Source organism: Aeromicrobium sp. REDSEA-S38_B2 (assembly GCF_001628525.1).
GTDB lineage: Bacteria > Actinomycetota > Actinomycetes > Propionibacteriales > Nocardioidaceae > Aeromicrobium > Aeromicrobium erythreum.
Genome location: NZ_LUNH01000005.1, coordinates 65,420 through 77,143, shown reverse-complemented (window position 1 = coordinate 77,143; position 11,724 = coordinate 65,420). Strand labels below are relative to the sequence as shown.

The window sequence follows — 11,724 nt, the reverse complement described above, 5'->3', positions numbered from 1 at the left end:
CTCGAATCCGGAGCCCTCTGCGAGTGGGCGCTGCGCGCCGGTGGCAGAGGGGGCGGGATTCGAACCCGCGGTAGCTCTCGCTACGACCGCTTTCAAGGCGGTTCCGATCGGCCACTCCGGCACCCCTCCACGGCAGCCGCCAGGTCAGGACCGGGGCGGCGCCACCGCCGATTCTCGCACTACTTCAGCGGCGCGATCCGGCCAGGCTCCGAGCGCAGCGTCGGCATCAGCACCCGCGACGACCGCGACCCGCGCTCGCGCACCAGCAGGAACCGCGCCACCAGGCCCACCAGCACGCCCAGCACCACCGAGTACGCCGTCGACAGCGCGATGTACGACGGGTACGCGCCCGGCGACACCAGCGACGTCGTCAGCACGCCCGTGCCCAGCACCGCGAACACCAGCACCCACCAGCCGTCGCGCCGCTTCGACCGCAACGACACCCCGACGATCAGGGCCGGGAAGCCGATGAAGACCTCGACCGGCCGGGGCACCCCGCCGACCGTCTCCCGCATCCACGTGACAGCGTTCGAGATGCCCTCCACCAACGACTCCGAACCGTGCGTGCGCACCACGCTGGAGTACGCCAGCAGCACCACCAGCACCATCGCGACGCCCGAGATGATCGCCAGGTTCTGCTTGCCGAGCCCGTGCAGACCGGCGCCGAGGTTCCAGACGAACGCGATCGCCACCGTCAGCGACGCAGCCAGCACCACGAGGTTGAACCGCTGGTAGGCCACCGGCGCGTTCCACGCCGCCACCGCCACCGTGCCGCTCAACGCCACCACCAGCGCGATCGCGAACTCCTTGACCGCACCCACGGCGGTGCGTGCCGGCCTCGTCGCGACCACCGCCCACACGCTCGCGAGGATCGCCGACACCGCCGCCGCCGAGGCCACGAGCAGGTTCACGCCCGTCGCCACCGCCGCCACGGCCAGCACCGACGACGCGACCGTCCAGATGCGCATGTGGCCACCGCCGCGGTGCGTCAGGCCGATGCTGAACACGACGAGCAGCAGCGCCGCACCCACCCGCTCGATCCACTGCGGGTGCGCGACCGCCACGAGCGACGAGCCCGCGGCCAGCACGCCCACGACCCACGCGACGATCGTGGCCGCGAACGCGTACCGGGTGGCGGTCGGCGACTCCAGACGCGGCTGACGGACCGGGACGTCGTAGTCGACGGGTACCGAGGCGTCGAGCCGACGGCGTCCGCCGCTGCTCGTGGCGTGCGTGCGACTCACCGCTGACCCATCCGTCGGTTGGCGAGTGACGGATTGACCTCGCGCGCTCGCGCGACGTCGGCGGGGTCGATCTCGGCGGTCACCACGGCGTCCTCTCCTGCATCCCCCTCGGCGAGGGTAGTGCCCCACGCGTCGAGGACGAGGGAGTGCCCGGTGTACCGCTCGCCGCCCTGCGCGGCCGCGACGACGGGTACGACGTCCTCCACCGCTCGGGCGGTGAGCAGCGTGCGCCAGTGGTGCAGCTTGTGCTCGCCCGCCACCCACGCGGCGGGCACGGCGAGCAGCTCGGCACCGGCGTCGACGAGGGCGCGACCCAGCTCGGGGAACCGCAGGTCGTAGCAGGTCATGAGCCCGACCGACGTCGACGAGCCGTCGGCCGACGCGACGTCGACCACCACCGGCTCGACGTCGCCGCCGCGCAGCCGCGAGGACTCCGTGTAGCCGAAGGAGTCGTAGAGGTGGATCTTGCGGTACGTGGCGCGCAGGTCGCCGTCGGCGCCCAGCACCACGAGCGTGTTGTAGGGCAGGTCGTCGGTCTGCTCGAACATGCCGGCCACGACGGTCGCGCCCAGACGACGGGCCTGCGCGGCCAGCGTCGCGACGAAGGGTCCGTCGAGCGGCTCGGCGACCGCGGCGAGGTCGTGGTCGACTGGACCGAAGTCGTGCATGGTCGCCTCGGGAAGGACGACGAGGTCGAGGCCGGCGGGGAGCGCGGCCAGGCGGGCCTCGACGAGGTCCCGGTTCGCGGTGGAGTCGATCGTCGACGCCACCTGCACAGCCGCCACACGCATGCCGTCCAGTGTGACAGGGGCGGACTGAGAGCGGGATGAGACCGGTTCCCGACCACCTTCGGGTGCCGGTGAGCCCTGCAAAGCCGGGCGTCAGTCGCGCAGGAACGGCGCGGCGGCCCGGGTGTGCGCGGCCTTCGTCGCAGGCTCCATGCCCTCGTAGGAGCGGGCCATCATGCGCGAGCGCGGGTTGGTCGCGAAGACGTCGAGGTGGTCGCGGACGAACGTCCAGTAGAGGCCGTCCCACGCCTCGCACCAGTCGCCCTTCGGCAGGTCGGACATGCGGCGCAGGTACGCCGACCCGGACACGTACGGCTTCGTGGTGACGAGCGGACCCGCCGCGAACTGGCTCATCGCGTACACGTTGGGCACCATCACCCAGTCGTAGGCGTCGACGAACAGCGCCATGAACCACTCGTAGGCGTCGTCGGGGTCGATGCGCATCAGGCACATCGCGTTGCCGACGACCATGAGCCGCTCGATGTGGTGCGCGTAGCCGCTCTCCAGGACACGCTCGAGCACGACGTCGACCGGCGCCAGGCCCGTCGTCGCATCCCACCAGCCGCTCGCGAGCGACCGCGTGTGGCCGAGGTGGTTGGTGCTGCGCATCCGCCGTCCGTGCGTGACGTAGACGCCGCGCATGTACTCGCGCCACCCGATCACCTGGCGGACGAAGCCTTCGAGCGACGCCAGCGGCACGTCGTGGTCGTCGGCGTGCGCGAGCACCCGGTCCAGCACCTGCGCCGGGGTGAGCAGGCCGATGTTGAGGGCCGGGGTGAGGACCGAGTGGAACACGGTCGCCGACCGGGTCGTGATCGCGTCCTCGTAGGGGCCGAAGGTCTGGAGCCGCTCCTCGACGAACTGCTCGAGCATCGCGGCGGCCTCGTCGTGGTCGGTGGGCCACGCGAACGCGTCGATGTCGCCGGGCGCGTCGGGGAAGGCCTGCTTGACCCAGGCGATCGCGTCGTCGACCACGTCCGTCCGCTCGGGTCGTGTCACGTCGGGCACGTCGACGCTCTTCGGCAGCTTCTTGCGGTTGTCCTCGTCGAACGACCACTTCCCGCCGACGGGCTGGTCGCCGTCGACGAGGACGTCGAGACGCTGCCGCTGCCACGCGTAGAAGTGCTGCATGCGTGGACGTTTGCCACCGAGCTGCTCGCGCACCTGCTCGCGCGTGGTGAGGAAGCAGGGCGTCTCCAGCCACTCCAGCTCGACGCCCACGTCGTCGGCGCACGCCTCGAGGTCGCGCTCGAGCCAGTCGTCGACGACGTCGTACACGCTCACCTCGTCGCCCGACCGCAGCTCACGCGCCAGCGCCGCCCGGCTCGTCGTCCGCCCGTCGGTCCGCACCCGCACGACCTCGTGACCGGCGTCCGCGAGCCGCTCCCCGAACCGCTCCATCGACGCCCGGTGCAGCACCAGCTTCTGCGCGTGAAACGCGTACTGCCGGAAGAGCAGGTCGTGCTCGACCAGCACGAACGTCGTGCCCGACGGCGCCTCCAGGTGCTTCAGGAACAGCTGGTGGGGCAGCACCAGACGGACGCGTCGACTCACGACGTCCACGCTAGGGCGGGGTGCGGGGGCCCGCCTGTCCAGTGGGTGGGGTGGCTCTGCGCGCGAGCTCTCGTCCTGCGGCTGCGTCGGCTCGGCTTCTGTCTCGAGTGGGGCTGCGCCGGCGCGGCTTCGTGATCGGGTGGGGCTGCGCTGGCGCGGCTTCGACTCGTCCTGCGCTCCGAAAGGGCCTCGAGCGGGCAGCTCGCGACCGCGCTGGTCTTGGGTCTCGGGCTGTGCGTTGGTCTTGCGGGTCGAGCGGTGGGTCTGCCACCGAATCGCCGTCGGCGGTGGATCTGCCACCTTCCCAGCGCTGTCCAGGTGGCAGATCCACCGCCGACGGGGTCAGACGTGGCAGAGATTCTCCCTTCTCGTGGACCGTGCCACGAGAAGGGAGAAGCGCTGCCCACCCCACCCCCAAGGGCACCCACGATTCTTCCTTTGTGCGCTTGAGGTCCAACGCTTCTGCGTTCACGACGGGATCCCGTAGCAAACGCAGGAGCCTTCGACCTCCGACGCACGAACGCAGAAGATTGCGTCCACAGCGGGAGCCGCAGCCCGAGAACCCGAGCCGCCGACCGCCCAGCCGCCCGGTCGAGGCCCTTTCGGAGACCACCCCCAGCGGAAGCCGCGGCAGCGCACCAGCACGACGAGACCCTCGCAGGCAGCGCAGCGGCAAGCCCAGACCCCCGCAGGCAGCGCACCAGCACGACGAGACCTCACAGGCAGCGCACCAGCAGGACGAGACCCCCGAGGCAGCGCAGCAGCACGACGAGTCGCCCCGCCTGCCCGTCACCCCCGTCCGACCCGTGACCGCCGAGGCGGACCCGAGACGGCGCGGCTAGCCTCGGACGCATGCGTGCTGTCGTGGTTCCGGAGCCGGGTGGGGTCGAGGCCCTGCAGGTCGTCGACGTCGAGACGCCTGAGCCGGGGCCCGGCGAGGTGCTGGTGCGGGTCACCGCAGCAGGCATCAACCGGGCCGACCTGATGCAGCGGCAGGGGTTCTACGACCCGCCGGAGGGTGCGACGCACGTGCTGGGCCTGGAGTGCTCGGGCGACGTGGTCGCGCTGGGCGAGGGGGTCAGCGAGTACACGGTCGGCGAGCACGTCGTGGCGCTGCTGTCCGGTGGTGGCTACGCGGAGTACGTGGCGGTGCCGGTCGGGCAGGTCGCGATGGCGCCGCGCGACATCGACCTCGTCGACGCGGCCGGACTCATGGAGGTCGCGGCCACCGTCTGGTCGAACGTGTTCATGATGGCCAAGCTGCAGCACGGCGAGACGCTGCTGGTGCACGGTGGCGCGAGCGGCATCGGCACGATGGCGATCCAGCTGGCGAAGGCGTTCGGCGCGCGGGTCGTGGTCACCGTCGGCAGCGAGGAGAAGGCGGCCTTCTGCCGCGACCTCGGCGCCGACCTGGTCGTCAACTACCGCGAGACCGACTTCGTCGACGCACTCGACGAGGCGGGGCTCAAGGCCGACGTCATCCTCGACATCATCGGCGCGAAGTACCTCGACCAGAACGTCCGCGCCCTGAACACGGCCGGCCGGCTGGTCGTCATCGGCCTGCAGGGCGGCGTCAAGGGCGAGCTGAACCTCAACCGGCTCCTCATGAAGCGTGCAGCGGTCATGGCGACGTCGCTGCGGGCACGGCCGACGCAGGAGAAGGCGGCGATCGTGTCGGCGATGGTCGCGCAGGTGTGGCCCCTGGTGGCCGAGGGCACCGTGCGCCCGATCATCCACGCACGCCTGCCGTTGGAGCAGGTGCGCGACGCCCACCAGCTGCTCGAGGACTCCTCGCACACCGGCAAGGTGCTGCTGACGCTCTGAGCGACGCGCGGCCGAGGGGTGCGTGTCGGCGTGCTCTCCTAGGGTGGAGACATGACTGATGCTCCCCGTGAGTCCGCGATCCCGCCCCAGGTGATCGGCCCCGACGGTTCCCCCGTGCACGGCTCGGCGGCGCCCGGAGGCGACGTCGAGCCGCAGCAGCGTGGCACCGCGCTGGGCGACCTGGTGGAGCAGCCGGCGAAGGTCATGCGCATCGGCGGCATGATCCGCCAGCTGCTCGAGGAGGTGAAGGCCGCCCCGCTCGACGACGCCAGCCGCGTCCGTCTGCGCGAGATCCACCGCCAGTCGGTGAAGGAGCTCGAGGACGGGCTCGCGCCGGAGCTGGTGGCCGAGCTGCAGCGGCTCAGCCTGCCGTTCGAGGACGAGGCGCCCTCCGACGCGGAGCTGCGGATCGCCCAGGCACAGCTGGTCGGCTGGCTCGAGGGGCTGTTCCACGGCATCCAGGCCGCGCTCTACGCGCAGCAGGTGCAGGCCCAGGCGCAGTTCCAGAACATGAGGCTGGCACTTCCGCAGTCAAACGGCACCGAAGGTGACCAAAGTACCGATTCGTCGCAATCGGCTCCCACGGGAGGCATGTACCTCTAGGGTGTCGCCAAAGGATGCGAACGGGAGAGGGACCCATGACCATCGTGACCGACATCGACGCGCCTCCGTGCACCCGGGAGCCCGTCTTCCGTGACGAGCGCCTGTACCTCGGCGCGCACGAGCTCGACGCGGCCAGCCGCGCCGGGATGGGCGAGGTGCTGGCGCAGGCGCACCGCCGCTGCGCCGGCTGCCCCATGCTCGTCGACTGCCTCTACCGCGCGGTCGTCGAGGTCGACGTGTCCGGCTTCGTCGCCTGCACCACCGAGGCCGACCGCGCCGCCATCCGCGACAGCCTCGGCATCGTCGTCGACGCCACACCCACCGGCTCGTACGGCCCCGCCCGCAGCGGCGCCGGCCCCGTGAGCCACGAGGCGGTGCTCACGGCGCGCACCACGCACCCGAAGGACACCTGCCAGCAGCTCGCCGAGCGGCTGGGCTGCTCGACGTCGACCATCAAGCGTCACCTGCGCCGGGCCCGCGCCGAGGCCGCCCAGGCCGACGTGCAGGTCGCGCCCAGCCCCCGCCGGGTGCCGACGGTCGACGACGTCCTCGACGCGTTCGACACGCTCGACGCCGCGCGCCTCGCCTGAGACGACCTACAGCCAGCGGCGCAGCTCGGTGGCCAGCCCGTCCTCGAGCACCGTGCCGGTGACGTCGTCGGCGACGGCCTTCAGCTCGTCCGAGCCCTGGCCCATCGCGACGCCGCGTCCGGCCCAGCGCAGCATCTCGTAGTCGTTCATGCCGTCACCGACGGCGAGCACGTCGGCCCGGTCGACGCCGAGCCGCTCGCAGACGACCTCGAGGCCGGACGCCTTCGAGACGCCGTCAGGGGCGATGTCGAGCCACGCCGTGTAGCCGATGTTGTAGTTCACCTCGTTGAGGCCGAGCCCGTGCACGAGCCGGCCGAACTCCTCGACGTCGTGCTCGGGGGCGCGGATGATGACGCGGGTGACCGGCTCGGCCACGAGCTCGTCGACCGTCTGGATGGTGACGGTGCCGTCGATCTCCCACTCCGGGAACGGCGCACTGATCCGGTACCCCGTGCCGACCTCCTCGACGGCGACGAGCGCGTCGGGGATGTGCTCGAGCACGCGGCGCACGGCCTCGCTGGCGTCGAAGGTGACCGTGTGCACGACCTCGACGGGCGAGTAGGTGTGCACGACGGCCCCGTTGCTGGCCACGGCAATGCCGTCGTCGAGGCGTAGGTTGCGGGCCGCGTCGAGCACGCCGGGGATGGCCCGACCGGTGGAGATGACGACGTGGACGCCGGAGTCCTTGATGGCGTGCACGGCCTCGCGCACCGTGTCGGTCATCCGGTTCTCCCAGTCGACCATCGTGCCGTCGACGTCGAGCGCGACGATCTTCGGACGCCAGCTCGTCATGCGCGCGCCCCGACCGGCTGCAGGACCTCGCCGAGGAAGGGGTGCAGCGCCGCGGGGAGACGCACCGAGCCGTCGGCCTGCTGCCCGTTCTCGAGCAGCGCGACGATGATGCGCGGCATGGCGCAGAGCGTGCCGTTGAGGGTGGCGGTCGGCTCCGTGCCGCCGTCGTCGAGCCGGTTGCGGATGTCGAGGCGCCGGGCCTGGAACTGCGTGCAGTTCGACGCGGAGCTGACCTCGCGGTACTTGCCCTGCGTGGGGATCCACGCCTCGCAGTCGAACTTGCGGACCGCCGAGAGGCCGAGGTCGCCGGCGGCGACGTCGATGACCCGGTAGGGCAGCTCGAGCAGGTCGAGCCACTGCTTCTCGAAGCCGAGGATGCGCTCGTGCTGGGCGTAGGACTCCTCGAGCGAGGTGTAGACGAACATCTCGACCTTGTCGAACCAGTGCACGCGCACGATGCCGCGCGTGTCGCGGCCGTGCGAGCCGGCCTCGCGCCGGAAGCAGGGGCTGAACGCGGCGTAGTGGCGCGGGCCGTCGAGGATCTCGTCGGAGTGGTACGCCGCGAGCGGCACCTCCGACGTGCCCACGAGGTAGAGGTCGTCCTTCTCGAGGTGGTAGACGTCGTCGGCTGCCTGGCCGAGGAACCCGGTGCCCTCCATGGCCTGCGGCTTGACGAGCGCGGGCGGGATGATGGGGGTGAAGCCCCACTCGGCGGCCTTCGACATGGCCAGCTGGGTGAGCGCGAGCTCGAGCTGCGCGCCGACACCCGTGAGGAAGTAGAAGCGCGAGCCGCTCACCTTCGCGCCGCGCTCGACGTCGATCGCGCCGAGCAGCGTGCCGAGCTCGAGGTGGTCGCGCGGCTCGAAGCCCTCCGCCGCGAAGTCGCGGGGGGTTCCGACCTCCTCGAGGACCACGAAGTCGTCCTCGCCACCGGGCGGGGCGTCGGGTGCCGGGTTGGGCAGCGCCTTGAGCAGCGTCGTGAACTCCTCGCCGGCCGCGGTCTGGTCGGCGTCGGCGGCCTTGACCTGCGCGCTGAGCTCCTTGGTGCGCGCGAGGAGCGCCTGCTTCTCCTCGCCCTGCGCCTGCGCGACCTGCTTGCCCATCGACTTCTGCTCGCTGCGCAGCGCCTCGAACGCGGCGATGGTCGAGCGACGTCGCTCGTCGGCGGCGACGAGCGCGTCAACGAGGGAGGGGTCCTCCCCGCGGCGCCGCTGCGCCTCTCGGAGGGACTCGGGGTCGTCTCGCAGGAGCCTGGCGTCGATCACCCCGTCAGCCTATCCGTGCCGGCCGCGCTCTCCCCCTCAGCGGTAGGTAGGACGCGGAACTCCGCGCTCCGGTAGGTCTCGCGCGCTCCAAGGCTGCGACACCGCGCTTCATCCACCGCCGATGACGCCGGCCCGTGCTTGCGGACCCGCCGTCCACAGCCAGCCGTCGCGGCCTGTGCCTGCCGCTCGCCGCGCGGTCGAGTGGACGCATGCCCAGACCAGCCCAGATTCCCGAGGCCCTCCTCCGCGGACCGTTCCACGTCGACGACGCGGCCGCCGTCGGCGTCACCCACGACCGACTGCGCGGCGCTGCCTACCGCCGACTCCTGCCGCGCGTGTGGGTCGTGCGCACGCACGTCATGTCCGAACCCGACTGGCACCAGGCTGCCCTCCTGTACGCACCGGACGATGCCTGCCTCACCGGAGTCACCCGGCTGCAACAGCTCGGACTCGACATCGGACCGCATCGGCCGTTGCAGCTCGTCGTGGCCCGCGACCTGCACCGCACGTCTCCGGACGTCTTCATCCATCGCACGGACGTGATGCCGGAGCATCGCGGTCGCCTCGTCTCCCCGCTGGCGGCCTGGATGGAGGCGTGTCGCACGCTCTCGTTGCTCGACGCCGTGGCGGCCGGCGACTGGCTGCGGCGTGAGCACGGAGTGGGTACCGAGCGGTTCCGGCAGTTCTGCACGAGGGACCACTGGCGCGAGGGCGTGCCGGAGGCGTGGTGGGTGTGGCCGCTGCTGGACCCGGGCTCGAGATCACCGCAGGAGTCGAGGATCCGTACCTGGATGCACGCCGCAGGCCTGCCCCGCCCCGAGTCGAACGCCGAGGTACGCGACAGGGATCGACTCGTGGCGATCGTCGACTGGTGGTGGCGCACCTGGCGTCTGGCCGCGGAGTACGAGGGCCTGCACCACCAGGTCGACCGACACCAGTACGTGGCCGACATCGACCGGTACCGACGGATCCGTTCGCTCGACGCCGCCTACGTGCAGATCACCCGCGAGCTGTACGCCATGCCCCGGACGATGATCCGTCGGATCCACGAGGCTCTGGTCGAGCGCGGCTACGACGGTCCTGCGCCCACGTTCGGCGCAGCGACCGACTCCCTCACGCTTCCCGTGGCTCGTGCCATGACCTTGGCGCCTCGGCTCTCGCCGGCCGGTCCCCGCCCTCTTCCCCCGGCCAGGCGGTAGGTGGCGCGCGGTCTGCGTCCCTCGTGGCACGCGCAACCTACCGCTGGTCCGCATTCCGCGCGCTACCTACCGCTTGGGGGGTCAGGAGATCGTCGCCGAGCCCTCGCCCTCGACGCGGTCGTCGTGGAGCAGCTCGCCCTCGGCGTCGACGGGGGTGTAGGTGACCTTGACCTCGAGCTTCGTGCCCTTCTCGTAGCGGAAGTTCTCGCCGTAGGAGAACGTCTCACCCTTCCCGAGGGTGTAGACGGAGGGCTCGACGAAGGCGCCGGGGGCGACGCCGGAGGTCTGGACGTCCTGCGCCTCGTAGAGGTCGTTGTCGGTGATGCCGTCCATGCCCTGCAGGTACGGCCAGTCGACGTAGCGCGCCGAGACGTCGACGAGCGAGGAGCCGAGGTCGACGGGGTCGCCGGTGTTGGTGACGACGTAGTTGACGAACACGATCTCGTCACCCACGGCGATGATCGGCTTGTTGTCCTTCGGGTCCACGAAGTTGCCGGTCTTCGTGGCCTTGGTGGTACCGACCTGGTAGACGTCGACGGTCACGTCTCCGGCCTTCACGGTGCCGATCTTCGTGCCGGGCGTGGTGACGGGCTTGGCCCAGGCGGGCGCACCCTCGGTCGACGTCGGCTCCTCGGTCGCCTCGGCGCTGGGCGAGGAGCTCGCGGAGGCCGAGCTGCTCGACTCGGCCTGCGGCTCATCGTCGGACCCGCAGGCAGCGAGGCCCAGCAGGGCGAGGGTGGCGACGGCGGCGGTGCACGTGCGACGGATGGTCACGATGGTCTCCCGAATGTTGGTGGATCTTCCCAGACGGGACCCTAGCGACGTCGGAAGACGCCTCGACCACCGGAGGGGGTCGGACCTGGACGATCGTGCCGTTCAGTGCCGCCTGCGACCATGCCGTTCAGTGCCGCCTGCGACCGTGCCGTTCAGTGCGGCCTGCGGCGGGGCACGAGGTGCAGCGCGGTGACCACCACCGCGCCGACCGCGAGCCCGAGCAGGGCGGAGAAGAACGTGTTCGTCAGCCACGCCAGGACGGACCCGAGGCCGCCGGCGACCGCGTCGTGCACGGCCTCCTCGACGTGGTGGACCAGGTCGTAGAGCGCGTGCCACCCGAGGTCGTCGGTGCCGACCAGCAGGATGTGCCCGCCGACCCACAGCATGGCCACGACACCCACGGCGGCCAGCGTGGCCAGCACCTTCGGCATCGCCTTCACGAGCCCCCGCCCGAGGGACTGTGCTGCCGACGACGACCGCTCGGTGAGGGCGAGACCGACGTCGTCCATCTTCACGATCAGCGCGACCACGCCGTACACCAGCGCGGTGATGCCGACGCCGACGACGGCGAGGATGACCGCCCGCGACACGAACGGCTCGTCGGTGACCTCCTTGAGCGCGATGACCATGATCTCCGCGGAGAGGATGAAGTCGGTGCGCACGGCGCTGCTCACGACGGCCTTCTCCTGGTCGGCGCCGCCGACGGAGCGCGGCTCCTCGGTCGTCGCGTGACCCGCCACCTTCTCCCAGAGCTTCTCGGCACCCTCGAAGCAGAGGTAGGCGCCGCCGAGCATGAGCAGCGGCGTGAGCAGCCACGGCACGAACTGGCTGAGCAGCAGCAGCGCGGGCAGGATGATGACGAGCTTGTTGACCAGCGAGCCCCGCGCGATGCGCCCGATGACCGACAGCTCACGCTTGGGGTCGAGGCCCTGCACGTAGCGCGGGGTGACGGCGGCGTCGTCGACGACCACGCCCGCCGCCTTGGCGCTGGCCCGGCCGGCCGCGGCACCCACGTCGTCGACCGACGCGGCCGCCAGGCGCGCGAGCGCGGCGACGTCGTCGAGGAGGGCGACCAGTCCGCCGGCCATCAG

Annotated in this window: 11 protein-coding genes and 1 tRNA gene; 4 read left to right on the top strand and 8 right to left on the bottom strand. The window is 71.4% G+C overall.

The features are described 5' to 3' along the window. Nucleotides 1-41: 41 nt before the first annotated feature. The 4 genes from A6Q81_RS01240 to A6Q81_RS01225 all read right to left on the bottom strand — a co-directional run bounded on the left by A6Q81_RS01240 (nucleotide 42) and on the right by A6Q81_RS01225 (nucleotide 3,586). Nucleotides 42-129 (bottom strand) — tRNA-Ser (locus A6Q81_RS01240). Nucleotides 130-179: 50 nt separating this feature from the next. Continuing rightward, complete coding sequence (locus tag A6Q81_RS01235; protein WP_067860707.1) at nucleotides 180-1,244, bottom strand: hypothetical protein; 1,065 nt, start codon at nucleotides 1,242-1,244, stop codon at nucleotides 180-182. Next, entirely contained in the window at nucleotides 1,241-2,035 is a 795-nt protein-coding gene (locus A6Q81_RS01230) for a carbon-nitrogen hydrolase family protein (protein WP_286689247.1), read from the bottom strand. The genes A6Q81_RS01235 and A6Q81_RS01230 overlap by 4 nt, the downstream gene beginning before the upstream one ends. Nucleotides 2,036-2,125: 90 nt before the next feature. After that, on the bottom strand, nucleotides 2,126-3,586 hold the full coding sequence (locus A6Q81_RS01225) for a cryptochrome/photolyase family protein (RefSeq protein ID WP_286689246.1): 1,461 nt from the start codon (nucleotides 3,584-3,586) through the stop codon (nucleotides 2,126-2,128). Nucleotides 3,587-4,438: 852 nt separating this feature from the next. Here A6Q81_RS01225 and A6Q81_RS01220 point away from each other — a divergent pair. From A6Q81_RS01220 to A6Q81_RS01210, 3 genes are read left to right on the top strand one after another with little or no spacing between them, the layout of a single operon-like run. Continuing rightward, nucleotides 4,439-5,410, top strand: a complete 972-nt coding sequence (locus A6Q81_RS01220; protein WP_286689245.1) for an NAD(P)H-quinone oxidoreductase — start codon at nucleotides 4,439-4,441, stop codon at nucleotides 5,408-5,410. 51 nt (nucleotides 5,411-5,461) lie between these two features. Beyond that, nucleotides 5,462-6,013: a bacterial proteasome activator family protein gene (locus A6Q81_RS01215; protein WP_067860713.1), complete on the top strand. Its 552-nt coding sequence runs from the start codon at nucleotides 5,462-5,464 to the stop codon at nucleotides 6,011-6,013. Nucleotides 6,014-6,048: 35 nt separating this feature from the next. Continuing rightward, on the top strand, nucleotides 6,049-6,603 hold the full coding sequence (locus tag A6Q81_RS01210; RefSeq protein WP_067860715.1) for an HTH domain-containing protein: 555 nt from the start codon (nucleotides 6,049-6,051) through the stop codon (nucleotides 6,601-6,603). A gap of 6 nt (nucleotides 6,604-6,609) precedes the next feature. On the opposite strand, the gene A6Q81_RS01205 is transcribed toward A6Q81_RS01210, so the two are convergent. Next, nucleotides 6,610-7,395, bottom strand: coding sequence for an HAD family hydrolase (locus A6Q81_RS01205; protein WP_083516508.1), 786 nt, complete (start codon nucleotides 7,393-7,395; stop codon nucleotides 6,610-6,612). Beyond that, on the bottom strand, nucleotides 7,392-8,660 hold the full coding sequence (serS, locus tag A6Q81_RS01200) for a serine--tRNA ligase (protein ID WP_253021366.1): 1,269 nt from the start codon (nucleotides 8,658-8,660) through the stop codon (nucleotides 7,392-7,394). The genes A6Q81_RS01205 and serS overlap by 4 nt, the downstream gene beginning before the upstream one ends. A gap of 209 nt (nucleotides 8,661-8,869) precedes the next feature. Between serS and A6Q81_RS01195 the strand changes: the two genes are divergently transcribed. Next, on the top strand, nucleotides 8,870-9,859 hold the full coding sequence (locus A6Q81_RS01195) for a hypothetical protein (protein WP_286689244.1): 990 nt from the start codon (nucleotides 8,870-8,872) through the stop codon (nucleotides 9,857-9,859). Between the two features lie 81 nt (nucleotides 9,860-9,940). Here the strand turns inward: A6Q81_RS01195 and A6Q81_RS01190 are convergent, their stop codons facing one another. Then, complete coding sequence (locus A6Q81_RS01190; RefSeq protein ID WP_286689243.1) at nucleotides 9,941-10,633, bottom strand: hypothetical protein; 693 nt, start codon at nucleotides 10,631-10,633, stop codon at nucleotides 9,941-9,943. A gap of 152 nt (nucleotides 10,634-10,785) precedes the next feature. Further along, entirely contained in the window at nucleotides 10,786-11,721 is a 936-nt protein-coding gene (locus tag A6Q81_RS01185; protein ID WP_286689242.1) for a DUF808 domain-containing protein, read from the bottom strand. Nucleotides 11,722-11,724 lie beyond the last annotated feature (3 nt).